This is a genomic window from Bdellovibrio sp. HCB-162 (assembly GCF_047344985.1).
Taxonomy (GTDB): domain Bacteria; phylum Bdellovibrionota; class Bdellovibrionia; order Bdellovibrionales; family Bdellovibrionaceae; genus Bdellovibrio.
In genome coordinates, this window is record NZ_CP178861.1 from 2,039,885 (window position 1) to 2,066,479 (window position 26,595).

At 43.4% G+C, this 26,595-nt stretch carries 32 protein-coding genes; 12 read left to right on the forward strand and 20 right to left on the reverse strand.

Annotated features, from left to right (window positions below; translation table 11 throughout):
* Positions 1–83 precede the first annotated feature (83 nt).
* On the forward strand, positions 84–1,070 hold the full coding sequence (locus ACLSSO_RS09980) for a universal stress protein (protein ID WP_295905030.1): 987 nt from the start codon (positions 84–86) through the stop codon (positions 1,068–1,070).
* Here ACLSSO_RS09980 and ACLSSO_RS09985 read toward each other — a convergent pair.
* Positions 1,042–1,557 carry a helix-turn-helix domain-containing protein gene (locus tag ACLSSO_RS09985; protein ID WP_295905031.1) on the reverse strand — a complete coding sequence of 172 codons (516 nt, stop codon included), beginning with the start codon at positions 1,555–1,557 and terminating at the stop codon, positions 1,042–1,044. The two genes, ACLSSO_RS09980 and ACLSSO_RS09985, sit on opposite strands and share 29 nt — an antisense overlap.
* Before the next feature lie 530 nt (positions 1,558–2,087).
* Here ACLSSO_RS09985 and ACLSSO_RS09990 point away from each other — a divergent pair.
* From ACLSSO_RS09990 to ACLSSO_RS10000, 3 genes are read left to right on the forward strand one after another with little or no spacing between them, the layout of a single operon-like run.
* Complete coding sequence (locus tag ACLSSO_RS09990) at positions 2,088–2,714, forward strand: TetR/AcrR family transcriptional regulator (protein ID WP_295905032.1); 627 nt, start codon at positions 2,088–2,090, stop codon at positions 2,712–2,714.
* A 56-nt stretch (positions 2,715–2,770) separates the two neighbouring features.
* Positions 2,771–4,009: a voltage-gated chloride channel family protein gene (locus ACLSSO_RS09995; protein ID WP_413942667.1), complete on the forward strand. Its 1,239-nt coding sequence runs from the start codon at positions 2,771–2,773 to the stop codon at positions 4,007–4,009.
* Positions 3,993–4,991, forward strand: coding sequence for an NAD(P)H-dependent flavin oxidoreductase (locus ACLSSO_RS10000; RefSeq protein WP_413942668.1), 999 nt, complete (start codon positions 3,993–3,995; stop codon positions 4,989–4,991). The genes ACLSSO_RS09995 and ACLSSO_RS10000 overlap by 17 nt, the downstream gene beginning before the upstream one ends.
* Here ACLSSO_RS10000 and ACLSSO_RS10005 read toward each other — a convergent pair.
* On the reverse strand, positions 4,977–5,456 hold the full coding sequence (locus tag ACLSSO_RS10005) for a DUF4442 domain-containing protein (protein ID WP_295905037.1): 480 nt from the start codon (positions 5,454–5,456) through the stop codon (positions 4,977–4,979). The genes ACLSSO_RS10000 and ACLSSO_RS10005 overlap by 15 nt on opposite strands.
* Positions 5,457–5,650: 194 nt before the next feature.
* On the opposite strand from ACLSSO_RS10005, the gene ACLSSO_RS10010 reads away from it, so the two are divergent.
* Positions 5,651–5,863, forward strand: coding sequence for a hypothetical protein (locus ACLSSO_RS10010; protein WP_295905038.1), 213 nt, complete (start codon positions 5,651–5,653; stop codon positions 5,861–5,863).
* Here ACLSSO_RS10010 and ACLSSO_RS10015 read toward each other — a convergent pair.
* Genes ACLSSO_RS10015 through ACLSSO_RS10025 form a run of 3 tightly spaced genes read right to left on the reverse strand, consistent with a single transcriptional unit; the run spans position 5,860 to position 7,466 of the window.
* Positions 5,860–6,246 carry a DUF1634 domain-containing protein gene (locus tag ACLSSO_RS10015; RefSeq protein ID WP_413942669.1) on the reverse strand — a complete coding sequence of 129 codons (387 nt, stop codon included), beginning with the start codon at positions 6,244–6,246 and terminating at the stop codon, positions 5,860–5,862. The genes ACLSSO_RS10010 and ACLSSO_RS10015 overlap by 4 nt on opposite strands.
* Positions 6,243–7,058: a sulfite exporter TauE/SafE family protein gene (locus ACLSSO_RS10020; protein WP_413942670.1), complete on the reverse strand. Its 816-nt coding sequence runs from the start codon at positions 7,056–7,058 to the stop codon at positions 6,243–6,245. Before ACLSSO_RS10020 ends, ACLSSO_RS10015 begins: the two co-directional genes overlap by 4 nt.
* Positions 7,059–7,076: 18 nt before the next feature.
* Positions 7,077–7,466, reverse strand: a complete 390-nt coding sequence (locus ACLSSO_RS10025) for a hypothetical protein (RefSeq protein WP_295905042.1) — start codon at positions 7,464–7,466, stop codon at positions 7,077–7,079.
* Between the two features lie 52 nt (positions 7,467–7,518).
* Here ACLSSO_RS10025 and ACLSSO_RS10030 point away from each other — a divergent pair, with 52 nt between their 5' ends.
* Positions 7,519–8,766 carry an MFS transporter gene (locus tag ACLSSO_RS10030; protein WP_413942671.1) on the forward strand — a complete coding sequence of 416 codons (1,248 nt, stop codon included), beginning with the start codon at positions 7,519–7,521 and terminating at the stop codon, positions 8,764–8,766.
* Here the strand turns inward: ACLSSO_RS10030 and arfB are convergent.
* Positions 8,763–9,167, reverse strand: a complete 405-nt coding sequence (gene arfB, locus ACLSSO_RS10035; protein WP_295905984.1) for an alternative ribosome rescue aminoacyl-tRNA hydrolase ArfB — start codon at positions 9,165–9,167, stop codon at positions 8,763–8,765. The genes ACLSSO_RS10030 and arfB overlap by 4 nt on opposite strands.
* On the reverse strand, positions 9,164–9,628 hold the full coding sequence (locus ACLSSO_RS10040; RefSeq protein WP_295905985.1) for an OsmC family protein: 465 nt from the start codon (positions 9,626–9,628) through the stop codon (positions 9,164–9,166). Before ACLSSO_RS10040 ends, arfB begins: the two co-directional genes overlap by 4 nt.
* A gap of 132 nt (positions 9,629–9,760) precedes the next feature.
* Here ACLSSO_RS10040 and ACLSSO_RS10045 point away from each other — a divergent pair, with 132 nt between their 5' ends.
* Together ACLSSO_RS10045 and ACLSSO_RS10050 are read left to right on the forward strand one after the other, a co-directional pair.
* Positions 9,761–11,344 carry an Rnase Y domain-containing protein gene (locus ACLSSO_RS10045; RefSeq protein ID WP_295905986.1) on the forward strand — a complete coding sequence of 528 codons (1,584 nt, stop codon included), beginning with the start codon at positions 9,761–9,763 and terminating at the stop codon, positions 11,342–11,344.
* Between the two features lie 128 nt (positions 11,345–11,472).
* Complete coding sequence (locus ACLSSO_RS10050) at positions 11,473–11,898, forward strand: response regulator (RefSeq protein ID WP_295905987.1); 426 nt, start codon at positions 11,473–11,475, stop codon at positions 11,896–11,898.
* Positions 11,899–11,967: 69 nt separating this feature from the next.
* On the opposite strand, the gene ACLSSO_RS10055 is transcribed toward ACLSSO_RS10050, so the two are convergent.
* A complete protein-coding gene (locus ACLSSO_RS10055) occupies positions 11,968–12,537 on the reverse strand; it encodes a hypothetical protein (protein WP_413942672.1) in 570 nt (189 codons plus the stop codon).
* 208 nt (positions 12,538–12,745) lie between these two features.
* Between ACLSSO_RS10055 and ACLSSO_RS10060 the strand changes: the two genes are divergently transcribed.
* Together ACLSSO_RS10060 and ACLSSO_RS10065 are read left to right on the forward strand one after the other, a co-directional pair.
* Positions 12,746–13,774 carry a hemolysin family protein gene (locus ACLSSO_RS10060; protein ID WP_295905989.1) on the forward strand — a complete coding sequence of 343 codons (1,029 nt, stop codon included), beginning with the start codon at positions 12,746–12,748 and terminating at the stop codon, positions 13,772–13,774.
* Positions 13,775–13,795: 21 nt separating this feature from the next.
* Positions 13,796–14,269: a GyrI-like domain-containing protein gene (locus tag ACLSSO_RS10065; protein ID WP_413942673.1), complete on the forward strand. Its 474-nt coding sequence runs from the start codon at positions 13,796–13,798 to the stop codon at positions 14,267–14,269.
* Positions 14,270–14,289: 20 nt separating this feature from the next.
* On the opposite strand, the gene ACLSSO_RS10070 is transcribed toward ACLSSO_RS10065, so the two are convergent.
* From ACLSSO_RS10070 to ACLSSO_RS10100, 7 genes are all read right to left on the reverse strand, one after another.
* Positions 14,290–15,120, reverse strand: coding sequence for an alkaline phosphatase family protein (locus tag ACLSSO_RS10070; protein ID WP_295905852.1), 831 nt, complete (start codon positions 15,118–15,120; stop codon positions 14,290–14,292).
* Positions 15,121–15,280: 160 nt separating this feature from the next.
* Positions 15,281–17,734: an acyl-CoA dehydrogenase gene (locus tag ACLSSO_RS10075; RefSeq protein WP_413942674.1), complete on the reverse strand. Its 2,454-nt coding sequence runs from the start codon at positions 17,732–17,734 to the stop codon at positions 15,281–15,283.
* Positions 17,735–17,940: 206 nt separating this feature from the next.
* A complete protein-coding gene (locus ACLSSO_RS10080) occupies positions 17,941–18,162 on the reverse strand; it encodes an acylneuraminate cytidylyltransferase (protein WP_295905850.1) in 222 nt (73 codons plus the stop codon).
* A gap of 114 nt (positions 18,163–18,276) precedes the next feature.
* Positions 18,277–19,089, reverse strand: a complete 813-nt coding sequence (mutM, locus tag ACLSSO_RS10085; protein WP_413942675.1) for a bifunctional DNA-formamidopyrimidine glycosylase/DNA-(apurinic or apyrimidinic site) lyase — start codon at positions 19,087–19,089, stop codon at positions 18,277–18,279.
* 94 nt (positions 19,090–19,183) lie between these two features.
* Complete coding sequence (locus ACLSSO_RS10090; protein WP_413942676.1) at positions 19,184–20,434, reverse strand: tyrosine-type recombinase/integrase; 1,251 nt, start codon at positions 20,432–20,434, stop codon at positions 19,184–19,186.
* On the reverse strand, positions 20,434–20,718 hold the full coding sequence (locus tag ACLSSO_RS10095) for a helix-turn-helix domain-containing protein (protein ID WP_413942677.1): 285 nt from the start codon (positions 20,716–20,718) through the stop codon (positions 20,434–20,436). Before ACLSSO_RS10095 ends, ACLSSO_RS10090 begins: the two co-directional genes overlap by 1 nt.
* Complete coding sequence (locus ACLSSO_RS10100) at positions 20,718–21,119, reverse strand: hypothetical protein (protein WP_413942678.1); 402 nt, start codon at positions 21,117–21,119, stop codon at positions 20,718–20,720. The genes ACLSSO_RS10095 and ACLSSO_RS10100 overlap by 1 nt, the downstream gene beginning before the upstream one ends.
* 370 nt (positions 21,120–21,489) lie before the next feature.
* Here ACLSSO_RS10100 and ACLSSO_RS10105 point away from each other — a divergent pair, with 370 nt between their 5' ends.
* Together ACLSSO_RS10105 and ACLSSO_RS10110 are read left to right on the forward strand one after the other, a co-directional pair.
* Positions 21,490–22,173 carry a hypothetical protein gene (locus ACLSSO_RS10105; RefSeq protein ID WP_413942679.1) on the forward strand — a complete coding sequence of 228 codons (684 nt, stop codon included), beginning with the start codon at positions 21,490–21,492 and terminating at the stop codon, positions 22,171–22,173.
* Positions 22,174–22,221: 48 nt separating this feature from the next.
* The gene (locus ACLSSO_RS10110) at positions 22,222–23,337 is read left to right on the forward strand and encodes a hypothetical protein (protein WP_413942680.1); all 1,116 of its coding nucleotides are present in this window, start codon (positions 22,222–22,224) and stop codon (positions 23,335–23,337) included.
* On the opposite strand, the gene ACLSSO_RS10115 is transcribed toward ACLSSO_RS10110, so the two are convergent.
* From ACLSSO_RS10115 to ACLSSO_RS10135, 5 genes are all read right to left on the reverse strand, one after another.
* Entirely contained in the window at positions 23,334–23,990 is a 657-nt protein-coding gene (locus ACLSSO_RS10115) for a hypothetical protein (protein ID WP_413942681.1), read from the reverse strand. The two genes, ACLSSO_RS10110 and ACLSSO_RS10115, sit on opposite strands and share 4 nt — an antisense overlap.
* Before the next feature lie 113 nt (positions 23,991–24,103).
* Positions 24,104–24,577, reverse strand: a complete 474-nt coding sequence (locus tag ACLSSO_RS10120) for a hypothetical protein (RefSeq protein WP_413942682.1) — start codon at positions 24,575–24,577, stop codon at positions 24,104–24,106.
* Positions 24,578–24,680: 103 nt separating this feature from the next.
* Positions 24,681–25,244 carry a hypothetical protein gene (locus tag ACLSSO_RS10125; protein WP_413942683.1) on the reverse strand — a complete coding sequence of 188 codons (564 nt, stop codon included), beginning with the start codon at positions 25,242–25,244 and terminating at the stop codon, positions 24,681–24,683.
* A gap of 3 nt (positions 25,245–25,247) precedes the next feature.
* The gene (locus ACLSSO_RS10130) at positions 25,248–25,964 is read right to left on the reverse strand and encodes a hypothetical protein (protein ID WP_413942684.1); all 717 of its coding nucleotides are present in this window, start codon (positions 25,962–25,964) and stop codon (positions 25,248–25,250) included.
* A complete protein-coding gene (locus ACLSSO_RS10135; protein ID WP_413942685.1) occupies positions 25,961–26,548 on the reverse strand; it encodes a hypothetical protein in 588 nt (195 codons plus the stop codon). The genes ACLSSO_RS10130 and ACLSSO_RS10135 overlap by 4 nt, the downstream gene beginning before the upstream one ends.
* Positions 26,549–26,595: the final 47 nt, after the last annotated feature.

Consider the following 26,595-nt stretch of genomic DNA (forward strand, 5'->3'; position numbering starts at 1 on the left):
TTTCTTGTATCCCGACAAGACTCTCAAAGAGGGTCTTTTTTCCGAACCTCCTTAAGAGCAAAATTAAGCCTGTGGGAGGTTCTATGAGAATTATCTGGGCTATTGATGCATTCGAGGATAACAAAGAGCTGAACCAGAAAATGGCAGATTACGTGACTCATCTTTATGAGATCACGAACGCCGATATCGAGCCCCTTTACTTGTTACGTGAAAATGAAATCGTACTTCCCACCTACGAAGTCCCTGCCTGGGTTACGGACCACTCAAGAACGGCGGAATCCCTTTTTAGGGAAGTGCTCTCGGATTACAACTTGCCGTTCTTACGAGAAGCCAAAGTGATTCCGCACGCCTCTCAATCCCATGCTGGCGCAGCGGAAACCCTTTCAAATTATGCCGTGAAGAGCAAAGCCGACTTGATTATTGTCGGCAGTCACGGTCGCGAAGGATTTCAAAGATTTATTTTAGGAAGTTTTGCTGAAAGTCTTTTGCTGCAATCCGAAGTGCCGGTTTGCGTGGTCGGAAATCACGCTACCAAAACAAAAACCTCGAAAAATATTTTATTTCCCACTGAGTTTGGTGAACATTCTAAAGACAACTTCCGACATGTTTTAAATCTCGCCAAAATGCTTAAAGCCGAAGTTCTTCTTCTTCACGCAATCGCTCGTCCTATTGAAAGTCTTTTTGATTTAGATACAAGTCCGCGGGTATACAACTACAAAGGCAAGATGATGACCTTGGATCAGATCGTCGAAAGCCAGATTGAAAGCCAATCCCGTCGTGCCCAACAATGGGTCGACTGGGCTCAAAAAGAAGGCGTCACGGCTTCTTTCTTTATTGATAGCAGCTTTAAAGGCGTCGATGAACTTGTGCTTGATTCCATCGCAAATCACGAGGCGGATTTAGTAGTCATGGAGGCGCAAAGCGGACCTATGAGCGCAGCTCTTTTGGGAAGCTACACCCGCAACGTCGTACGCAAAGCCCCTTGCCCTGTCTATGTTTTGACCCGTCACTTTTACGATAAGGACCAGACCACGGAGAAACCTAGCCCCTCACCTGAGATGGGCGCATAGAAGCAGGCAGCTTTTTATAAATGTTATTCAAATGAGTTTTCAAAGTGGCTTTGGAAATAAAAAGCTTCTCTGCAATCGCGGCGTTGGTCATTCCCTGCATCACCATCTGCATGATGCGAACTTCGCTTTTTGTGAGACCCCGCTCTTGGAAAAAGATTTCTTGTTTTTTGAATTTATCCTGGTCTTCATCCAATGGATAAAGAATCGTTGTAATGCTGTTACCGTCGTTAACGATCAGGGCATCAACCTTATGGCCTTCGATCTCTGTAGCCTTAAAGAGCTTCATGCCTTCAGAGACAGCGGCACACTCTTCAATTTGATGGTAAAGACGCATGCACGTCTTGCCACACACCTGACCCGTCATGAGCCCACAAGTCTTTACACAATTTTCATTTTGATAGAGCACACGCTTATCAAGGTCTTTTACACAAAGACCTAACTTTGAGCCGAGGTTGGGGAACTGTTTATCCACTTCGAGCACAGACATGACGCCTCCTGTACTTTTAATTTTGGGACAAGAGAAGCATCATGTCGATGATCTGGATCATGATTGCTATCTTATTTTTTGGCTTACTGAGGCCATTTTAAAATGTGAGGTCATCGAAAAAATATGATGTTTGCGCCGCGGCGGACGAGGTCAATGTGAATCGACTTTTTCGCACAAAATACCCCGAAAATGCCTACTATGAGGCCTTCCGAGTTTAAAAACTAATTCAAAAAACAATGACGTGAGCGGAGAATCATTTATGAAAGAGTTTAAAATTTAAGTTCAACACAAGTTTTTCTTCTGATTTATACAGCTTTTTGATTGCTATAGAGTAATGTTTCTAGTTTTTGGCCTCACAGAACCAAAATAAGACGATGGTTCGTAAATTTTGTTAAGATTCTGTAAAAGTGTATTCTCCTGAGGGACTTCGGTATTATAGAATAATACTTTGGCAACCAGTATTGAATATTGCCCCCTAAAGACCGAATATGAACACGAGCAAAGTTTATAAGCCTCGAAAGGAGGAAATTATGGGTGCTGCTCCAGTAACTCACACAAATCCCGAAAAACGCTACATGCTGAAAATCCCGGTGCAAAAACGTTCCAAAGAAACGGTGGCAAGCATTGTGGAATCCTGCGCACGTTTATTAGTGCAAGAGCCGTATCACGCTATTACGACAGATAAGATTGCCGAAATGGCCGGCGTGAGTATCGGATCTCTTTATCAATTCTTCGCAAATAAAGAAGCTATTGTCGCTGCAGTGATCGATGATCTTTTGCAGAAGGACTTGGCCTATATCGAAGAAAACCTGGCAAAACTCCAAGCGACAGACTTGGACTCTAAAGTTCATGCCTTCATTGATATTGGATTCACTCGCTTTCATGACAACCGTCCTCTAAGAACGGCACTGCAAGGAGTGCAAGGCATGCTCGACTACTGGGACACAAGACGCGTGTTCTTTGAGCACTATCAAAAAGCGGTGCTCGCACACATGCCGCCAATCCCAGGACGCGATCGTGAAATGATGGCTCTATTTATCGTCAGTTGCTTTAACAACATCTTGCAACTGGCTCTTCTAGGCCCTCAAGGACCTGAAAGAGAAGACGCGATCAAAAAAGAAGTTTTCCTTCTTATTAGACGCTATCTGAATCCGTAAGAATTCACTTGCCTCCAACGCCCCTCCTCGTATTCTTATCGAGGAGGGTCTTTTTTTTGAATTCAGCAAAACTTTTTAAAATTCCTCTGCGCCTTCTTCCCGATGTTCTTCTTTGGATTTTTATTGCCGCCTTAGTTGGCTTTCTTGCTGGTTCTGCCTCCGCTGGTTTTTTACTGGCTCTTGATTTCGTCACGCACACACGAATTGAAAACCCTTGGCTTCTTTATCTACTTCCGTGGGCCGGTGTCTTAATCGCGTTTTTATATTCACGCTATGGCAAAAATACGGATGCAGGAAATAATCTTCTCATTGACGAAATTCACAATCCTAAAAAAGTTGTTCCTCTGCGTATGGCGCCTTTTGTTTTATTGGGAACTTTAATCACTCATCTTTTTGGTGGCTCCGCCGGACGCGAAGGAACCGCCGTGCAAATGGGCGGAACGTTGGCAGATCAGCTAACATTGCTTTTCCGCTTTGATGCTGAAAAAAGAAAAACACTTTTGATGGCGGGTATTTCTGCCGGGTTTTCTTCTGTCTTCGGCACTCCGCTGGCGGGCGCTGTGTTTGGTCTTGAAGTGTTAGATATTGGGCGCCTTCGCTATCAAGCCATTCTCCCCTGCTTTATTGCGGCGATTGTTGCTGATCGCGTGTGTTTACAATGGGGCGTGCATCACACGGTGTATTCTATTGCGCAAGTTCCTGAAATTTCTGTTCTGACTGTTTTGTGGTCCCTCGTAGCGGGAATCTGTTTCGGTCTCTGTGCTTATGCTTTTTCTTGGAGCAATCACCGACTCACACATCTTTTAAAACAAACTTTTGCGTCTCCACTGGTGCGCGCTTTTATCGGTGGTGTGGCTGTGATTTTAGGAGCCGCGCTTTTACAATCTGATCGCTATTTGGGATTGGGTATTCCCGTTATTGTCGAAAGCTTTCAGGGGCCTGTTCCGGCTTATGATTTTCTTTTTAAAATCATCTTCACCGTCGTCACTTTAAGTTCTGGATTTAAAGGCGGCGAAGTCACGCCGTTGTTTTTTATTGGCGCAACATTAGGGAATGCCCTGGCGTGGATTTTACCTCTGCCTACAGGTCTTTTAGCGGGAATGGGATTTGTCGCTGTTTTTGCGGGAGCAGCGAATACACCTCTTGCGTGTCTTTTGATGGCAATGGAATTATTTGGGACAGGTTCCGCCATTTACGCAGCCTTAGCGTGCGTTATGAGTTATATTTTCTCAGGACATGCGGGAATTTATCACTCGCAAAAAATCGAGGTCTATAAACATGCTCAAGAAAATTAATACGCCCTTTTCAGATTTGATGAAAGTGGATTTCCCGATTATCGCAGCCCCTATGTTCTTGGTGAGCAACACCGACATCGTGGTTGAAGCCAGTGAAAGCGGCGGGATTGGAACATTTCCAGCGCTCAATTATCGTCCCATCGAAAAGTATGCCGAAGCTTTAAAAGAGATTAAAAAGCGTACGAAAAAACCTGTCGGTGTAAATATCATCGTTAACAAAAGCAATACCCGCCAGGAGCAAGATTTAAAGATCGCTCTTGATAACGGCGTAGATCTTTTTATCACTTCGTTGGGAAGCCCTAAGAAAGTGATTGAAGAGGCTCATAAAAATGGCGCGAAAGTTATTTGCGATGTGACGAATCTTGAACATGCTTTGAAGGTTCAAGATATGGGTGCTGATGGTGTGATTGCCGTTGGCACCGGAGCTGGTGGACATGCGGGTCCTATATCACCGTTGGTTTTAATTCCTTGGCTTAAAACACGCCTGCAGATTCCTATTATCGCCGCTGGCGGTATCGCGCACGGCTCGATGATTTCTGCCTGCTTGGCGCTAGGAGCTTCTGGCGTGAGCGTTGGAACTCGTTTTATCGCCAGTCGTGAAGCACAAGTCGATCAGGCTTACAAAGATGCGATTGTGCAATCAACGCCGGAAGATATTGTGATGACAACACGAGTGTCGGGAACTCCAGCGGCCGTCATCAATACTCCTTACGTGCAAAAACTGGGAACGGATCTGCCTTGGGCAATTAAGATTTTAAAAGACCATAAGCTCACAAAAAAATACATGACGCCATTGATTCATTTAATGGGCATGAAGTCTTTAGAAGAAGCGGCAGTCAAACCCACTTGGAAAACAGTTTGGAGTGCTGGCCAGTCCGTGGGTTTGGTGGAAGAGATCCTAACAGTGCGTGAGATTTATCAAAAGCTCATCGCCGAATACGACGAGAGCGTGAAAAATATTTCTCACTTAGGACTTGAGTGAACGATTGCGCACGGAGAGTGTGAGCTCATAAGTCATTATGGGCTCAGTCTCACTTGTTTTTGGAACAATTGCGTAACCTTTAAATTTTCTTTCAATACGTGCCGGATTTGTTTTCGCTTCATCAATCAAAGCTTTCACCGCTTCAACTTCGTCGCAGATAAAATGCACGTCACCGTCGCCGCGTTTTAAATACTGACCCGAAAAATCTTTAAACACGAAATCGATTTTTTGCTTACTTTCTGAAATTGCCATCACAGCCGCCGCCGCAATCGATAATTCAGCACCAATTCCCAAAGCTCCAAAGTACATCGAGTTCAGATGGTTTTTCGTGCGATAAGAAAGTGGTACCTTCAAAATAAAACGCTTTTCCCCTGCTTCGACAACACGTGGACTGATAAAAAGAACAAGAGGAATTTTAAGAAGACCATAGAGATTGATAAACGCTGTGTATTTGAGATTTTTCATGTTCATTGTTTAATAGTAGGACTCGGGCCCAGAGATGGACTAGCACTTTTAGATGAAGACCTCTTATTTTGACTAATCGCAACATATAGAGTGTAATAAAGCCGAGGCAGACAGACCTGTCTCATTTCCTTGACCCCTTAACCGAAGCCCTTATAAAGGAAAGGTAGCACTAGGTAAGGGGCCATTAGTTTTTTATGGATCAGTCATCACCGAAACCTAAATTCTTAGAACGCTGGACGCCGAAAGTAATTCGCGAAGCCAAACAGGTTTTTCGCGAAGGCGGTATCAAGGGCGTTCTCCGTCGTTACGGATGGAAGGTTTTTGCGGTGTTTTTTGTGTATTATCTAGTTCGCGACATCACGATTTACATTTTATTGCCGCTGTATCTGGCCAATAAACTTTTTTAAAGATCAATTCCCAAAGTAAAACTTGCGACCAAAACAAAGAAAACCGCAAAGGCCATGATCGCCAGGCGATAATCTTTTTGTCTGATAAAAAGAATTCCTGTCATCAAAACGCGTATCACTGGCAACGTCACAAGGACGACCAATCCAAAGAAAGACATCAAAAGAGCGCGGTCGTTCATAATAAGCGCCCATTGAATACTTTCTGAAAGCGATTGTGGATGATACTCGTTAAAGGTGCTTAAAACGTCGCCGCTATTAATAAGCATCCAAACCCAGCCTACAAAAAGCAATGCTCCGGCAAAAAGAACCCCACCACGCAAAAATTGACTGATGCGAATTTCAAGTTGGTGGAGAGACAAGGGTGCTGAGTTTTCTTTACTCATTGAAGCCCCTTAATAATCATCTGAATGGAGACGATGCTTAAAACGACAACGAAGATCTGACGAATGCGTTTTGCTGGAATTCGCACCATGGCTTTGGCACCGAAGAAAGAGCCAATGATAATTCCGACAGCCACGGGAGCTGCAATTTGCGGCTGAATGTCTCCACGCAAAAGATAAGCTCCCGCACTGGCCGAAGCGGTCACACCGATCATAAAATTGGAAGTCGCTGAAGAAACTTTAATAGGGAGTTTCATTGCTCCATCCATCGCAAGAACTTTGAAAATACCGCTGCCAATACCAAGCAGAGCGGAAAGAACGCCGGCACCAAACATCGCAAACAATCCCAGCGGCACTTGCTGAACTTTGTAGTTCACCCAACGCTCGTTGCTTTCAGGATATGAACCGTCGAGTTTTAAAGCCGTTGCCCAGGGATGATTTTCTCCCGTGAGGTGTTCTTCACGTTTTCTGAGCATCATGATCGCCGAGAAAAATAAAAACACACCGAAGAGCAAAAACAAAAACTGCGCTTTAATAAATGAAGCGATTAAAAAACCAACAACAGCTCCCGTCACTGTGCCGATTTCGAGAAAAACGGCCAGACGCAGATTTGTTAAAGAGTCTTTAAGATAGCTCGCCGCTGCGCCCGAAGATGTGGCGACAATAGAAATTAAACTAGCGGCAATCGCATAACGAATATTGACGTGATAAAAAAGTGTTAAGACAGGGACGATAATGATACCGCCTCCGAGCCCTAAAAGAGCTCCTAGAAAGCCTGCACCCACTGCCGTCAAAAGAAGAAGAATCTCTAACATTTGGTTATAAGATTCCGATTACTTCGCACACTCAAACAAACGCACCAAGCGTGCACCGAAGTAAGTGTCCTTTTTCGTGAATTGCCAAGGTGGATACGGAAGGAAAACCGCTTCAGCACACTGACCTTTTTGCGCTACGGCCCACTGACGATCTTCTGAAGACGCCGTATAGATTTCGCCTGTTTTTTGATCTTTAATGCCAATTGCAAAAGAGAACACTTTTGAAGTGATATCTCCATCGCTACGTGCCATTAATGCCACAGGGATTTCAACACGCTCCACGCCTGTGATTTCACCCACGACGGTTTTAGAGAAAATAACACTGTAGTTCGCCAAAACGACCCAAGAAAGACCGACAATGACGAGCAAAACCAAAACAAATTTTGTAAACTTCCAAATTGTTGCCATAGAAATGGATTATCGGTTAGTTTGAAAGTCGTCAACAAAAAGGACCCCCACCGTGTTTTCTAAACAAGAAAAAATTCTCCTTGGAATTCTCGCTACGATTCAGTTCAGCTCTATCGTGGATTTTATGATCATGATGCCGCTGGGACCTCAGTTGATGCGTATGTTTGCGATCACTCCTCATCAATTCGGACTCCTTGTGTCATCGTATACATTCAGCGCTTCGATCAGTGGCTTTTTAGCTTCCTTCTTTGTTGATAAGTTTGATCGTAAAACAAGCCTGCTCTTTTTCTTTTTCGGATTCGCCATCGGCACGATTGCGTGTGCTCTTTCCCCTAACTACGAACTTCTTTTAACAGCCCGTGGTTTGACGGGAATTTTCGGTGGAGTTTTAAGCTCTCTAGTTTTGTCGATCGTGAGTGATGCGATTTCTTATGAACGCCGTGGAAGTGCCATGGGAGTTATTATGACTTCCTTCTCGATGGCTTCCATCCTTGGCGTCCCCTTCAGTCTTTTTCTTGCCAATGAATTTTCGTGGCACGCACCGTTCACATTCTTAGGCGTGCTTTCGTTGTTTTTGTGTTTTGTGATCTGGAAGTACGTTCCCGAAATGCGCGTTCACTTGCTGGAAAAGCGCGAGAAAGAACCTATTCACCGCGTTTTGACTCGGATTATTCACAATCAAAATCAGCGTCGCGCTTTGTTCTTTATGGCGGCAGTGATGTTCGGTCACTTCGCGATTATTCCGTTTCTTTCCCCTTCCCTTGTGGCGAACGTGGGAATGACAGAGCAACAATTGCCACTCATGTACATGGCTGGCGGACTTTGTACGATCTTTAGCTCCCCTTTCATTGGCCGCCTTGCCGATCGTTTTGGTAAACACAAGATCTTCCTGTGGGGCGCTTTGATTACGATTCTTCCTTACTGGGTGATCACACACATGGGACAAACGCCGCTATGGTTGACCCTGGCGATTTGCGCTTTCTTCTTTGTGTCTTCCGGAGGACGTATGATTCCTGCAACTGCGTTGGTATCAGGAACTTCTTTGCCGCAAAATCGCGGAAGTTTTATGAGCATTGTGAGTTGCGTGCAACAGATGGCCGCGGCGGTCTCTAGTTATATCGCAGGACTTATCATCACGACAGGTCCTAACGGTCACCTTGATAACTACAATGTCGTTGGATACATCGCGGTCGTTTTCACATTTGTAGCGATTTATCTTTCTCGTCGTATTCACGCGATTGAAAGTGCGCCCACAAAAGCAGAAGCAGATACGGCCCACATCGGTGAACCTGTCGTTTAATTACGGACTTTTTGTCTTAAAGATTTGATTTCAGAGTGGCGCTTTTTGGTGTCCACTCTTTTTCTTTGCGAACTCTTTGTCGGTTTTGTCGCCACCCGTTTTTTAGGAACAAAAAGAGCCTTGTTCAGCATTTCTTGAAGTTTACGAATGCATTCAGATCGGTTTTGATCCTGGTCTCTGTGGACTTCACTGCGAATGATTAAATCTCCGTCGACAGTGAGCTTTCCTTGAAGTTTGATCGCAAGGCGTTCCTTAAGATCCTGGTTTATGGATTGCGATTGCCATAAATTCCAACGCAGAATCGCTGCGGAATTAGTTCGATTCACGTTCTGCCCGCCCGGTCCTCGCGAGCGCGCATAGGTAAAATCCAATTCTGAAAAAGGAATTTGTACGGAGATCACTCTTTAACACCCTCGAAGTCTGCTTTTCCTTCCCCGATTTTACTTCCGTTTAAGATCACTTCGTATCTCATCGGTGAAGCCTTTGAAACCATCGCGCTCACACCGCAGTACTTTGTCATCGACAAGGTGACGGCCTTCATTGCTTGTTCGGGCTTAATATCCGAGCCCTCGATGTGATACTGCAATTTTACTTCTTCAAAAATAGAAGGATAGCCATGCGTGGTGTGAGCCTGTGCATTCACGTCGCAGGATAAAAGGTTCACTCTCATTTTTTTCAAAATAGAAGCGACGTCCATTCCCGTGCAACCGCAGATGCTGGCCAAAAGAAGTTCTTTGGGAGTTGGCCCTTGGTCCTTACCACCGACTTCCGTTTTAGCGTCCATAGTGAATTTATGAGTGCGAATATGAGATTCAAATCCCATATCCCCGGTCCATTTCGTACGACATTCCATATGCCCCATAAAAGTCTCCTCAAACTAGTTCTCTTCTTACGCTACAATCCATAACGCCAGAAGTAAAGAGAAGCTCAAAACCGGGGATCATTTGCGTTGAAGCGCAAGGAACAGTAGACTAAGAGGGTTAGGAGTAACACTATGATTGCAATGATTGCTATAGCCTTTGTTGGATTGATCGCCGGTTGTGGCGTGGGCTTGGCCTTGCACAAATTTCTGAATGCGCGCACCTTGCGCCATGCACGTGACGAAGCTCAAGACATTGTTGGAGAAGCCAAAGAAGCGGCCGAGCTGAAAGCTCTTGAGGAAAAAGAACGCGTTCAAGAAATTGAAATGGAAATGTGGACCAAGGTTGAACCTGAGATGCTTAAGGTTGAAGGCCGCATTGAAGAGCTGCAAGAAGTCGCCAACGAAAAAAAATCCAAAGCCGATTCTATCGTTCACGAGGAAAAGAAAAAACTGCAAGACCGTGAAGCAGAAGTGAAAGCTCAAGAGCAAGCTTTGCGCGTGCAGGAAGCAGAACTGAACAAATTGAAAGATGCACAGAAAAATTTAAACAATGATCTTGTGCAAAAACTGACAGAGCGTTTGGGAACTTCTTCGGAAGAATTTAAAAATCAACTGAAAACGCAAATGGAAGAAGATGCTCGTCGCAGAGCCGCTAAGTTCATTCAAGAGTCTGAAGAGGACTTAAAGGAACACGCAGAAGCGCGTGCGAAAAAAATCTTAAGTCTTGTGATTGATCGCTTTGCCCGTCCTTACTGCGCTGAACGCGGTATTGGCGCTGTGAATTTTCCAGACAATCACATCCGCAAACTTTTCGTTGATGCCAATGGCAACAACATTAAAGCCGTTCAAGAGGCCTGTGGTTGCGATATCATCGTCGAAGAAGGCATGGACATGGTGGGCGTTGCGGGATTCGATCCGGTTCGCCGTGAGCTGACTCGCAGAACGCTTGAAAGAATTTTTAAAGAGAAGAAAAACATCAATCCTGATTTCATCAAAAAAATTGCTGAAAATCAGAAAAAAGAACTCTTTAAAAACATCAAACACGACGGGGATGCTTTAGCGAAAGAATTAAAGCTTGAAGGTTTGAATGCGGAGATCCGTCAAATGATGGGTTCCCTTCGCTATCGTTACTCTTTCACGCAAAATCAATACTTCCACTGTGGTGAAGTCGGTTGGCTCGCGGGATTGATGGCGGCAGAACTGGGTTTGGACATCAAAAAAGCACGTCGCGTGGGTATGCTTCATGACATTGGTAAATCCATGGACCACGTGATGGAAGGTGGACACGCCGTGATTGGTGCTGACTTTATCGCGGCCCGCGGTGAAGCGCCTGACGTGGTGCACGCTGTAAAAGCCCATCACTTTGATGAACAGCCTTCAACAGATCATGCGTTTCTTGTGATCGCAGCTGATGCGGTTTCAGGAGCTCGTCCGGGGGCACGTCGCTCGACGATTGAATCTTACAATCAAAAAGTTTCTGAGCTTCAAGACATTGCTCGCAGCTTCCAAGGCGTAACGGACTGTTTCGTTTTGAGTGGCGGACGCGAGTGCCGTGTTCTTGTAAATGGCAAGAAAGTCGACGACACGCAAGCTTTAGATCTGTCTAAAAAAATTGCTGCACGCATCGAAGAAGAGTGCAACTACCCTGGCCAAATCAAAGTGGTCATTGTGCGCGAAACTGTTGTTACAGAACAAACTAGGAAGGAACTCGCGTAATAAACGCGAGTCCTTTCTGTATCTCAGCAGACCTTTTATTAAAATCCCTTCATGGTCGCTCTTTTAGAAGATTCTCCGATCTACTTCAGATCAAATAAGGAGGTAAGTTTTTAAAAGGGAGATACCTCATGGTGATCGAAACAGCACTAGAAAGGCAACACACTCCGCGCGTGTTGGTGATTGATGATAGCTTAGATTCCGTTAAGCTTATGTCTCACATCCTTGATCACTACAAATGCGACGTAACAATGGCCTTTGACGGCCAAGACGCCATTCCATTGCTCGTCAACAGACAGTTTGATTTGGTGATTTTAGATTGGCAGATGCCACAGATGGGTGGTCGCGATACATTGTTATTAATGGATCGCCTTTTGACAGAAAAGAAAATTCACAAGGTTCGAAAAGCCATTCCCGTGGTGATTTACACAGGTCACTCAGAAGAAGAATTAGAACTGCCACTGGTTCGTCACTTCACCTACATGGGCTTTATCAACAAACGCCAGGCGTTCAGCTCTATGATGCGATCATTTAATTTTATTTTGCGTTCGATCTAAGGAAACTTAGGAACGCGCACGAGGGGCTTCCGGATAGGATGCCGGAGGCCCCCGATTCCATATCGGATATTAGGGACGAGCGCACTTGCCGTCATGCTGACAGCGAATCATTTCATAACGGTGATTTTTCATTTCCAGAAGAGTGTACTCTAACTCTCTATCAAATCCCTGAGCGACAGAACCTTTTTGCGCGATAGAGAAAAACTCGTTCACAAACTGAAACTGTTCTGGCGAGTAGATTTCTTTTGTCGATGTATTAAAGAAACGTGTCGCTTTGTTTGAACGAACTGTTTTAAGAAATCTGGCTCTTTGTTCATGAGCTTTCTCAAGTCCGCCCGGCAAGTCTTTCCAACATTTCACTTCACCGATCTTCACGACTTTTTGGATATTGTTATCAAAAATCACAACGTCCAACTCCCCGATCACATGAGAAGCGTCGCCGTATGCAATTCCAACAATCACGTTATACTGAGGCGCTGGAAATTCACGTTGCACTTGCACGCGCGCAACTTCTTCGCAGATAGATCCGGAGTCTTCGTAACTGCGAGGAACATTTTTAATCAGTTCAAAATCTTCCTCCCAAGATGCAAACACAGTATTGGAAGAAAGAAGCGCCAAAAGCAGAACGAAGATTTTCATAGAGCCTCGCAGGTTTATAGGAAGCCCTCTTTTGCCGAGCGGTGCCATAAAAAGCAATGAGATTGTCCTAGATTTATATAACGCACTGCGCGTCTTAGTAAGATGCAGTGATCCTTTGTTTTTAAACCCCGTTTTGTTATCTTAGTCGGACTATGGATCCTGACCCTTACCCGAAACGCTTATGCAGTCTCCTGCTTAAGGAGACACCATGACCGAAATTCTCGTTGTCCTTCTTTGTCTATTTATAAACATGCTTCTTTCCGGTTCCGAGATGGCTTTTGTGACTGTTAGCAGACAGCAACTCAAACGTCTTGCGCCGACCAATAGAAATGCGCGCGTTCTTTTAAAGCTTAAAGAAAATCCTGAAAGAACTCTTTCTGTAATTCAGATCGGCATCACCCTGGTTGGCGCTATTGCTGCCGCCGTCGGTGGTGCGGGAGCTGAAGAAGCTTTAAGTCCTTTCTTTATGGAATTCTTTAAAGTTTCCGAGCAAACCGCGGAAGCTATTTCCATTGCGGCAGTAGTTTTGCCGATCTCTTACTTAAGTGTCGTCGTCGGAGAACTCTTACCTAAAACAATCGCCTTACGAAATCCTCTGGCGATTGCACTGTGGACTTCTCAAGGTCTTTATTTAGGAGAAAAAATTCTTTCTCCTGCTGTGACGATTCTTGAGAAGTCGACCAATATCTTAGTAAAACTTGTGACTTTAGGCTCACAGAAAAACTTTGCGCATGATCACCAAGACATTGCGATTGAAGATTTGCCGCAACAGACGAAACAATATGTCGTGAATCTTGTGAGTGCCGATAAAAAAGTCGCGCGCGAGATCATGCTTCCATGGAAAGATGTCATTTACATTCGTAAGGATGATTCCCACGATGACGTTGAAACGATTGTTCTTAATTCTCGTCATACTCGCCTCCCGGTTCTGGAGGATCAAGAAGTCATTGGTATCATAAATACGAAAGAGTTCTTAGCCCTCAGAGAAACGACGGAATGGCAGACTCTGATCCGTCCGATTTTAAAGTTCAAATCATTTGAACCGCTCTTTAAGATTCTTTTAAAAATGCAGGAACAAAAATCTCACATGGCCGTGATTTATGAACAGACGAAATATGTGGGTCTTGTGACGATGGAAGATATTTTTGAAGAGATCATTGGCGATGTTTTCGACGAAGACGATGACGGATTGATTAAAAAGATCCTAGCTTCTAAATCTCGCCGTCGCCCGATTTAAGATTTTTTTAAAGGAAACTTTATGCTCGTGACAGAAAAAGAATTCTACCTTGTTGGCTTTGAAACCAGAACAGACAACAAAACAGAAATGACAAGCGCTCCAGGCCAAGGGCAGATCGCGAAAATGTGGGAAAGAATCTTTAAAGAAGATCTTAAAGGAAAAGTTCCTCAGACTGAAAGCCACGATATTTTCGCCATTTATTCTAATTACGAAAGCGATGAAACTGGTAGGTACGATTATTTTCTCGGCTACAAAGTAGCCAATCTGGATTCAGTTCCACAAGGTCTTGTCGGAAAAAAAATCCTGGCTGGCTCTTATAAGAAATACGTCACAAAAAAAGGACTTCCCTACGTTGTCGTTCCAGAAACATGGGCGCAGATCTGGGCGGAACTTAAAGGCCAACGTCTTTTCAAAACAGATTTCGAAGTCTATGGAGAAAAAGCGCAAGATCCGAACAATGCCATCGTTGATGTTTATGTGGGAGTTAAAGGCTAACTCCCCTTCCAACGATTATGTTACTTCCAAATTCCTTCGGGACCTTGAGCTGCATTGTCTTTACGGCCCAGAGTTCCCAACTGGAATTCGTCTTCAATCATGCGCATTAAATCGATGTGCGTGAGTGTTTGATTTGTTGAAGAACCCGGAACTACAGAATCACCTAAGAGTGCTGTATAGATCAGATTTCCACTGCGAGTTTTTGATTCATCAAAAGTAATGATGACCAAAAGCTCTTTCATGAATTGAGGATCTGAAAACTTGCTCTCAAAATTTTTCTGCAACCAATTGGAAGCAAATCCAATTCCTGTGTCATGGCCGTCATCATCTAAGTTCGGAGCATAAAGGGCGAATGATGGTAAAGCCCCCGCTGCTGCGTCTTTTTCGAAAGTCTTTGTATCGACGATATTAGCGCAGCGTGAAGGGTTCTGCGCAATATCGATGAAACTGATAAAAGGATTGTGCTTACGAGCATAACGCCCCTTTGTCGGCCCCGTAAAACAATTCCCAGGATAATCCTCAATATAACCCTTCCAAGTGTAACCACGAACCTCAAGAAGATCGACAAGGTTTGTGCCTTTGATGTTTACAGGATTGTCGTTAACCACCTGCATGGTATCCCCACCCAATAGCGCAATATAGTTCCCTTGCGAAGGATGAGTGACTCCATTCATCTGTGTGAGCAGAGCCCCCCGACGAGCCAGCTTTTGCAAGAAAGGCTGTTTTAAAGCGTCTGCATAATCTGTATTTTCCAGGACAATAATAAGAACTTTCTTAAAACGACTGCCGGAAGAAGCTTCGACTTGAAACGAGAACGCTAGCATTAGGAAACAAAGGACGAGCTTTTTCATAAAGGCCCCTTTATATCCCAGTAGCTACTCTTCTTTGGGGGCAAAAGAAAGAACAAAATACCGCCAAAGTGTTCTTTATCCGCAGAAAAAACAAAAAGGGCGCCGAGTTCATCAGCGCCCTTTCTTGTGCAGTGCAATTCAAAAAGGTACGGCGTACCTCTTAGAGAACTTTGTTTGCGTGGTATTGCTCTTCAGAGAAGTCATCTACCAGGATCGCGTCGTAGCGGACAGCATCGGCCTCTTGAACAAGTTTCAACTCGTCTTCAGTGATGATGTTTTTGCTGCGAGCTTCATCCAACAAAAGATTTGTTTTCTTTTTAGGAAGAACGCCGTCGCGGATCGCTTTTTTGATTTTCTTTTCAGCCGCTTCTGCTCTTAGTGACACAGAAAACGCATGCTCTAAACGACCCAATTGTTGATTGCGATCTTTAGGAACGTAGATGCCTTCGCTCAAACGTTCACGGATACCACCTTCTTGCATCATTGCTGAAGCAATTGCGTGTGACCAACCGTCTGAAGCTTGTGAACCCACAGAGTTAATACGAGACCAAGCACCGATCCAACCTTTGAAGAACCAACGAAGACCTGGGATTTTCAAGTTATCGAAAATACCGTCGAAACCTTTTTGGATTTCAGCCATCGAGTTTTTCAAGCTGTAGTGAACAAATGGAAGATCTTCTTCTTTACGACCTTCGGCTTCGAAACGACGAAGGATTGAAGTCGCAATGTACATATTTGCCAAGATATCGGCAAAACGACCTGTGATTTTTTCTCTCATTTTCAATGAACCACCCAGTACACCCATCGCCACGTCAGAAAGAAGTGCGAAAGTCGCTGAAGTCCAAGACAAACGACGGAAGTAGATTTTCATTTGCGGATGACAATCCGGAGTGGCTGCCAAGTAACCGCGAGAGCATGAAAGCAAGATCGCACGGCATGTGTTACGAACGATGTGACCAATGTGACCGAAGAACGCCTTATCGAAGGCTTTCGTATCATTGGCTTCGTAAGCTTTCACTTCAGAGTACGCAAATGGATGAGAACGAAGCGCCCCTTGACCGAAGATGATCAAAGTACGAGTCATGATGTTCGCACCTTCAACAGTAATACCGATTGGAGTTGCGATGTAGATCTCTGCCAACAAATTACGAGGTCCCATAGAGATACCCGCACCACCCATGATGTCCATAGCATCGTTGATGCCTTTACGGCCCATCTCTGTTGCGTAGTATTTTTGCATCGCTGTGATAACGCCTGGTTTGATGCCTTTATCAAGAGCACCCAAGCAATATTTTCTCATAGCCTCTAATGTGTATGTTGAAGCACCGATACGAGCCAATGGTTCTTCAACACCTTCAAACTTACCGATTGAAACACCGAACTGACGACGAACAACCGCATGAGCTGAAGTCACGCGTGTGATGAGTTTTGCACCACCTGTTGCCTGAGCTGGCAAAGAGATACCGCGACCTGCCGCCAAACACTCCATCAACATCATCCAACCACGACCTGCACCGGCAATACCACCGACGATCGCTTCTTCAGCGTCAACGACAACATCTTTACCTTGTGTTGGACAGTTGTAGAAAGGAGTGTTCAATGGATCGTGACGACGACCCAAAACAACGCCTGGAGTCTTTGAAGGGATCAACGCACAAGTAATTCCAAGATCCTCGCCTTTACCCAAAAGATTTTCTGGGTCACGAAGACGGAAGGCCAAACCGATCACAGACGAAATCGCCGCCAATGTGATCCAACGTTTATTCCAATTCAACTTGATTTTGATTTTTCCGTCTGTGTCTTTGAAAAGAACCCCGGAAGAAGTGATTGAACCGGCATCAGAACCTGCTGTTGGTTCTGTCAAACCAAAACATGGAATCTCAGTTCCGTCAGCAAGACGTGGCAACCAATGTTTTTTCTGAGAGTCTGTTCCATAGTGAGCAAGAAGCTCTGCCGGACCCAAAGAGTTTGGCACCATCACTTGAATCGCAACCGCCAAAGAGCGAGAGGAAATTTTCATGATCACTTCAGAGTGGCAAAGCGCTGAGAAGCCAAGACCACCGTATTCTTTAGGAACGATCATTCCCAAGAATTTTTCTTTTCTGATGTAATTCCAGATGTCCTCAGGAATTTCTTTTGTCTTATAGATATCCCAGTGATCAATCATTGAGCACAGAGTTTCTACCGGACCGTCCATGAACGCTTTTTCTTCTGGAGTCAGATTTGGATAAACTTCATTCATCAAGTTTGTGAAATTTGGTTTTCCAGAGAAAAGATCTTTTTCAATCCACACAACACCGGCGTCCAACGCCGCTTTTTCTGTGTCAGAGATTTTTGGCAAGAATTCAAACTTCTTGAAGATCGCGAATACACCTGACGTTACAAGCGCCGCGCGAAGAGGCGCAATGTTGAAGATCACTGCAAGAACTGCGAATACGATCCACAACCACATCGGCGCACCGAATCCAAAAAGAATCGCTGCAACAGCAATTGTCCACACGATCAGTGGGCTGCTGAAGAAACCGACAAACAACAAGAGGACGATGGAACCAAGTACCCAGGCCCATGTGCAGCTCTCTAAAAAATACCCATATAAAGAGTTGAAAGAATCCACGATGTATCTCCTTTATCAAATACACCCATAATTAGACTCTTTAATGTGAGCATGTGCAAGAATTTCGGATCCACGTCTATATATAAGAAAGAACGTGAGGAAGAGTCCTTTTCATTCGGCAAATGACGTTCGCCTAAAAAACAAAAAGCCCTCTTGCGAGGGCTTTCGTTACTGAACTTAAGTTCATTAGTCCTTTTCGGATCTAATTACTTAGTTTCGCCAGCAGGTGCTGCAGGAGCTGCTTCTGTAGTTGCAGGAGCTGCTTCAGTAGTAGCTGCAGGAGTACCTTCAGCTGGAGCTGCTTCAGTAGTAGTTGCAGGTGCAGTTTCAGTTGTAGCAGGTGCTTGCTCAGCAGGTTGGTTTTTAGAGCAAGTGAAACCAGTTGTGAAAGAAAGTGCTAGCAAAGCCGCGATAACGATAGCTTTCATTGTTGTTGTCCCTTCATTTAATAAATTAATGCTTAACGCATTTTTTGTTTTCAAAACTCGACTAAGGACCAAGTTACACAAAATTGCGGCCTCTTGACAAACGAATTTTTAAAATTATTTTTGGCAACGCGAACACCAGAAGGTATTTCGTCCGCCCAAAACTTTTGATTTCACCTGTTGCCCACAAGTCACACATTCTTCTCCCGCTCTATCGTAAACCCGAAAAGTTGTCTGGAAATATCCACTCTCACCCGAGGCTTGAGCGAAATCACTGATCGACGAGCCACCATGCTCAATGGATCGAGTTAAAATTTTTTTAATCTCTTTGGCTAAAACGTCGGCCCGTTCACGCGTCAACTTATGTGATGGCAATGTCGGCTTAATTCCGGCAGCAAAAAGGGCCTCACTTGCATAGATATTGCCGACGCCGACCACGATTTTCTGATCCATGATGGCTATTTTTATAGCAACTTCTTTTCCACGCAGACTTTCCCAAAGTTCTTTACCCGTGAATTCAGAACTCAAGGGTTCTGGCCCCAACGCCTTTAATTTCGGGTGTTCCAGAGGATTTTGAACGAAGTCAAAATAACCAAAACGGCGCGGATCGCGGTAGGCCAAACGAAGTCCGCCAGAAAAATGCAGATAAATATGATCATGCAAACGTTCGTCACCGGGAGGCGCGACCCGCCACGTCCCCGTCATCCCCAGATGAGAGAGCATCGCTCCTTTTTTTGTCCACAAAAGCAGATACTTCGCCCGTCTTTCAACAGAAAGAAGTTTTTCCCCGACGAGTGTGCTGATTTTTTTAGCAGGAATGGGTTCGCGCAAATCCGGCCGCTTCAACTCTACTTTTTTGAGCGTCGGTTGATCTTTCAAAATATCTTCAAGGCCACGACGGACGACCTCTACCTCGGGAAGTTCCGGCATAAACTTCTTAACTCCTTATAATTACAGGGGATATAAAGGCTAATTCTATCAGCTTTTTCTTATATCACCCTCTATCACCCTATTTTAGCAAAAATTATTTCACTAGTTTCAGGGGACTCTTCTCAAAAGCCGCGATTTGAGCCTTCGTCCTGGATTCAAGAAATCCAAGCTTTCTAATGTGAGCAACAATCTTCTCGGAAGTCTTCTTTTGATCTTCTCCGTCAATCTTTGAATAGTGATCTGCCAGCGCTAGATCTTTGTGACCTGTCATGGCAATCACGGCATCAAGCCCACCACCAACTCTCCTAGCCAAGGTCGCCATTCCATGACGCAAACAGTGAGTACCCCTAAAAGGAATCCCAGAAATTCTCTGCGCCTGCCGATAGTTCGCCTGGATCGTGCAGTAATTTAAAGGTTTACCTTCGACATGAAAAAGAAAATCACATCTCGGAGCTCTCTCTCTAAGCCTTCGAACAATTACCTCTTTGAGGATTGGATGCAGATGTACTCTTCGCGACTCACCATTCTTTGGGTAAGGATTCAAATACTCAAACATCTTGTTATCGTTACACCAAGAAATTGATTCTTTGATAATTAAGTAATCCTCCTCCAAATAAATGTTGGGAATCTGGATCCCAGCTATTTCTCCAATCCGGCCAGCACAAAAAAACTGTGTCACCGCAAGATCGGCATATAGCTGATTTGTGAACGCCTGAAAAAATTTAAAGGCAGCTTCAACAGTTATCTTTTTGTTCTCAGGTTTATTTGGACTATCTTTGATGTAGCCCATTTTTTTGTGTCGCGGACGTATCGGCGTAAACAAAAATTTAGACTCTGTCGCAAACTCCTCTTCGCGCTTATACCAATTAAACACTGTGTTGAAAATATTGATCTCGTTGTCCAGGTTACATCTTCCACTGCACCCTTCCCCACGAGCCTTATATTCTTCAGACAAAAATACCTGCTTTTGCTCATCAATAAACTCGTTGATTACCGTCGGAGTTATATCTTCCATATGCAAATTAAACAGCGGTTTCCAAAACATAAATCTGCGTGTCCAGATCCGCTGAGTAGAAATTTGAATGGAGGAAAAGTGAAGTGCCACGAATCTTTCCCAGACATGTCCTAAAGTAGAAGACGATTTCTTTAAACCAATAGGTTCCGAAATTTCTTCATTTGCTTCAACACCGTTGAATGTATTTCTCCAATGCTGAGCCTCTCGTATTGTAGGAAAGCTAGCAGCATACTGTTTGCCATCGATTTTCTTGAGCGCTTGATATTGACCTGAAATTACATTTTTTCTAATTCCAGGTTGCTTCGGTACATTAACAAAAACTTTACTCATCAAATATCTCCTTCTTCAAACCAGTTTTCAATTTCAAGAGGCTTGAAAAATAGTTTTCCGCGTTTCTTTCGATGAGGTATCAAGTCCTGCGAGGTGAGGTTATAAAGTGTACCTATTGAGTACCCAGTATACTCCGCCACCTGCCCTATCTTCCATATACGGTTTTCAAAGAGCTTCGAGAGAGCGCTGCTCCCTCGATTTTCATTAATAGTTATGCAAGTATTTAGTTCAGGCAAGCCTCTAGAAACCTTTTCCACCGTGTGTCTTACACTTTTTCTAGACATTATTTAGCCTCACTCCCTCGAATAACTTCCCCATTGAGAAGTTTTCCGATGAATTGGTCGAGCGTTAGCTTTCCGTGTTCTTTTTGGTACTCAAGATACACGATTTGAAGGCGGTCTTTTTCACTGTAGGTTGATTCTTTTAGTCCTTCGAGATGTTCTGGCTTAACTAACGTCAATCCAATGTGAATGATTTCGCTATCCCGGATCTTTCGTCCAAATTCTTTTTTATTGGCCGTCGCTTTTAAGGCTTCCAAAAGCTTTGCGGTTTCGGTTTCTAATTTTTTAAGAACTGATTTCTTCGTGATCTTTTCTTTCGTCTCTTTATCTTTTGTTTTCTTGCTCGCAGATGCTTTTTCTTTGCTGTCGACACTGGAGTTTTCAATTTGAGTTTCTGCACTCATATATTTCTCCTTTTTGTTCATACTCGATAACAAGCAAAGCTAGTGCGATTCCTAGACAAAAAATAAGCGGCGCATAAAATTCCTTGGACGAAACTAGGACAGATCACGGACACAAGACCTAATTAATGACGTTGTTGTTTAGAGTTCATATTTTAAGTAACCTTTTCTTATGCACACGACTTTTCATTCAATTATTCTAGCGGCTCTTCTTACTTCCCTATCTTTATTTGCAAATGATCTTCCCAGTTCAAAAAAGTATTCAACATACATCGGAATTCTTGAATATCGAACAGTGCCCACAAAAGATATGAGGACTGAGATATTCGGAAATCGTCCGGTCTTCGGAAAAATAGATGGAAAATGGGAGTCTTTGGCCGGAAAAGACTTTGATAGCCTCACTGAGTGGAATGTTGCGTTTGATGGAAAACAAATTGGCAAAATTAAAACAAAACCAGGAAATTCCTCCTACGACTCTCAAGTAGACCTCCAAGATATTCTTGGTCCAAAAAATAAGATTCCAAAAGTGGGAAAGCTTACTAGCGAGTTTGCTACTTGGAGCGATTACCAGGTACAGAGACCCCTTGTGACATTATTTAAAGGTCATGCTTCTGATCCTGATAAATGGAGACCCGCACCTCTACCAAATGAACTCATTTCAAAAGCCAGAATAGAATTTAAAAATAAGTATACCAATGTCTCAAAATGCAAAGACGAAGATTCGACCTTCACGCCTTGGAAGTACAAAGACGAAGATATCAAGGTTTACAAGAGATACATGGCGAATTCCAATTGGAAACTTATTGCGCTTCATTTAACTGATAACAAATGTGATGGTCCGCCCGAAGAAGCGTACAACCAAAGCTGGTATGCTGTATCACCAAGCGGAGAGGTTACATTTCTAGATTCTGGATTGGCGCTTGTTGATGCTGGCGATTATGACCGCGACGGAAAGTCGGAAGTTATTTTCCAAGTGAGCCGCTACAATCGCGGGGGATATATTCTTTTTTATGACAAATTTAAACAGAGAGAAGAGAATATTTTTGGATATCATTAATTTCGGCTCCAATATCGTCACTCCTCGAACAAATTTTTCGGACACAATATGAAAACTAAAACATTTAATACCTTTGCTAAAATTGCTAAAAAGATAAATGGATCCATAAGTCAAAGCATAAGCGAAATTGCCATCAGCAAGACCAAACGCTCAGAAGACATCATAAGTCACAATCTTGTAAGAGACTTAATAAAGGTTCCCGGTGCTATATCAGTGGAGATGTCTAACGACGAACCGATCAATGGATCGGATCTAATAGTAGCGGTAAGAAACCTTGAGCGCACGCCTCACAAAACTTTTTACCTTCATCTTCAAGCAAAAAATGCCAAACTACCTCGAGAGACAACCAAAAAAAAAGAACAAAAAAAACTGAATTCAACAATTGCTGTAGACTTGGGATACAAAGGGTCGAAGACTGGAATTCAAAAAATTCTAAAAATGTTTTCCACACTGAGTCTGAATTCGACTCAGCGATCCAGCCTCAATCACCTGAAACAGTCGTTAGATGACAACACATACAACCAACTAAAAACTCAATTTCACTACTGTAAGTTAATTGAAAACACTTTACCATTATACTTCGTGTACTGCTTTTGGAAAAAACATCCGCACAAAGTGACAAAAGATGTAATGGGACTTTTTGCCTTTAGCGAAACACTATACCATAGACCTTCTATTCATTTAAAAAGTATACCATTGAAAAAAATTAAAAATTTTCTCCATTCCCTAAATGGGCACACTCTTCAGGACACTATATTAAACAATTATGGTTACATTGGGGAGCGTTCATTCGAAAATTTTTTCGAAAAACTGACGAAGCTCAGAACTCAGTCATTTCAAAAGTTACATTATTATTTGATCGAAGACAGACGTCGACTGCCGCCAATATTTCAAGCTCGTGCAAATCTTTCTCCGAGATCCAAAGAGAAAGATCAAAACAAAGTTGACAGGGCGCAAGCCGCACATTCACTACAATCCTTCATCAATAAAATAAATGCCCAGCGGAATCTCACGAAAGAATTTGCCGGTGACCTCGCACCACTGCCATTCGCAATTGAGGATAATGACAAGAGAATTGAGCAGTTTAAAGGAATGGGACTTCGAGTTTGCATATTAAATTTCGGCATACCTTCAAAATTGGACAAGAATCGCGAAACTATTTAGTAAGTTAAAATTTTTATAGCAATAGGGCCTTCAAGCATCGAATACTCCGGGGCGTTCTTTAGTTTTTCGGCGAAGCGGTCTGCAGTTTTTGTTAGAGCGCTTGCGATTGCTTTTTTGTTCACGGTATCTAGACTTTTATCTTCAACGTAATTTCCAAAGGCGTTTTGATTTCTTTCAATCGTAGCGTCCGCGTATCCAGCGGCACCCGCTGCTAAGAACTCAGCTCCGAAGTATTTTGCTTCATTGCTGATATATTTTCCTTCAATTCCCAAAATGCCTTTAGCGTCTAATGCTGACGCAATGACTGAGTATATCTCTTCTGAATTTGCTGCTCTGAACTTTTTAAAATCTACGACAATTCTCTTAGAGTTCTTCTCTAGACTCGCCTCCCCAATAAAAATGCCGCCCTTCAGAGGTCCCGATGAGATTTTAGCTCTCACTGGAACTTTACTATCGGGAAACGCAATGAGGCTTTCAGGAATTTCCGCAGTAATCACCTCGCCAACTTTCAAGTCTTTCAGTTGAAGTACTTTCTGATTGGCTGGAAGTAAGCTTGGATTCTCCTCGGCACGAAAGGCCGAGTTCACTACGAGGATCTCCGAATCAAGATTGCCCTTCACACTGGAAACATTATGTTTCATTTTCTTTTTCACCGAAATCGAAGGTGCGACCTGTTCAACTTTAGGATTTTCTTCCACAGGCTTTGTGTAAAGGTTTGAGCGCATTTGGGCAAACGACAGGCTTCCAATTAGCATAACTATCCAAATCACTCTTCACCGCCTAATTTAAAGCGCTCTATAAGCTTACCATCGATTTTTTCTACTACATTTGGCGTGAGAGCTCTTGATTCAATAACTCGCCCGTGTTGAGCCATTTGTGGCCCGCCAAATGCTCCAGAAACTTTGATATAGTCTTGGTGTGATACTTTAGAAGGAATCACATCGAAGACATAAAAACGTTTGTCGGACTTCACGATGATATTCGTGGGCTCTACAAAGTTTTGCGTGAGATAAAGAGTCAGCTCTTTAGGAGAAACTTGTGAAAGCTGCGCCTTAATACTTTTAGGATTCCCGATTCGAACTTCTACAATATCGCGAGGAAATTCGAGAACCGAGATGAGTCCCGCATGTAGATAAATCTTCTGCGACTCCCCTAAATCCTTATAAATCGAAGAAATCCTTTTCACCTCTTTGGCCTTTGATTCTTCAGCTCTTACAACGGTTCCACTAAGAGCGAGCAAGCAAAAGGTCTCAGCCAAGACGCGAGGAAGTAAGGCGCGGAGGCGTGCTATAAGCACGTCGCACAAGCCGCACGACGAAGCAACGAAGGATCCGACCTTTTGATTAGCGCAAAAGGGTTGCATCGCTGATCTCCGTTATCTCATACCCCCACGCATTGTTCTCTCTTCTCTCGATCCTCTCAAACGCCAAATTTACCTTTAGGCGTACCTGTTGTTCAATGGTACGGGCTTTAACTTTTAGCAAAAGGATGGCTTCGATTTTTCCATCCGCTACAAGATCGATATTTTGGATTTCCATAGATTGAATTAGCGGAGTTTTCTTTAGCTTCTCATTAAGCTCCAAAATTTTTGGCTTTTCAGTTTCCCAAAGTTTGTTGGAAATAAGTTCCGTGGCTTTATCCATCTGTGATAGATAGTTTTTCTCATCGTACACATAGTAGTGGTCAAAAAAGAATTTCAGAAAGTTCTTTAGTTCATTTTCTAGAAGACGATCTGTGTTTTCCGTGATGAGCCTCGTACCAGACTCGTCGATCCCAATGAGAATTGTTTTTTCTCTGTTTTGAAGAGCAAAAACTGTTGCGATCGTTCCCCAAATAAAAAGACAGACGATAAGAATCCAATGTTTTATTTCGTTTCTTAAGAGCTTACTTTTAAATATCAATGTCATACTTTATCCGATAGATGAGGCATATGAAGCCAATTTCCCAAGAGCGTCTGAAGGTGAAGCAGTTCTAAATAGAAAAAAACAAAATAACGGCGATAAAAACTGAAGGGCTTGAATCACCAACCAAAAAACTACGACTGATAATGGCGAATTGAAAATATGAGGTCCCAGTTCCTTACCCAACAAACCAATTAAATTCCAAAGTACCGGCCACAGAGCAAACGAGATAAATGTTCCGAAGTACATTTTCACACCTTGAGCAAGGCCAAGCATGACTGACAAAAAAATCATTACAGGCGCAATAGCCAACAACAAAGATAAAAAGATCGTATAAACCGATTGAGAAAGAAGATTTATTGTTATATCAAAAATTTTGCTGAAGATCTGTATAGAATCGTATCCAGCTAGAAGCGTATTTGAAAAATCGGCAATCTTTTCTTGCACGTCCGTGAGCGGAGGATATTTGACTTTAAATGCTAACTCCCTGCATACACTCATTGTTGTTTTCATTAACATTGGATACAGCCCCGACAGCCCAAGATAGACGATAGTATCTGTAATAACTGCACCATATTCAGATGGTCTCGCGATTCTTACCATAAGAAATACAACTCGCATCGTAAAAGCCAATGCGACCAAGCCAAACATAATTGTAGATACCTTTGTGTAAAGTGTGAGACCAGCTTCCAACACAGGCTCATTCATGGGCAACATCGGGTTCATTGACTTAATCTCCCTCCACGTTCTTTTTCGATGATTTCTTGTAAAAAGATATCGCGACGTGCTTTTATTTCTCTTTGTTCCATTAAAGCAAGAAACTGCGCGCGCCTCATATCTTGAAGTTCTTCCAAAATCATCGAGTTAACCCGAATGAGTTGAACTTGGTTGGCTTTTTCTCCTGCTTTAGGTCGAACCGCGAGAATTGCTGCAATTTTTTTTGATGCCGCAATCATACTTCTTAGAGAATTGATCCTTTCTTTTAATGACCGACTTTCGCTAAGGTTAGACTCAAGAGCCTCTTTGATCTCAGCGTGGGACCATTTTAGTTCTTTTGCTTTTTGATTGAGGTCTTCTAAGCGTTTTATGGTCTTATCCATTTGGGCTTCTGTGCCGTTGTCTACGCCAAGCTCAGATAAAAGGTCACCGAGAGCGAATCCAATATCGGCAACTTCATCAGCCTTATCGAGACCTCCGAGGATTCCTGAAATTGTTTCAGCACCGCTCGCAATTAGAGTGGGGTCAAATCCCCACACGGAAGAGATGCAAAAGATCGTCGAAATAAAAAAGATCGCTCTTGTTAAATTCACTTTTGCCTCCTCATCCTTGAAGGAAGCAAAATTAATCTACTCACGAA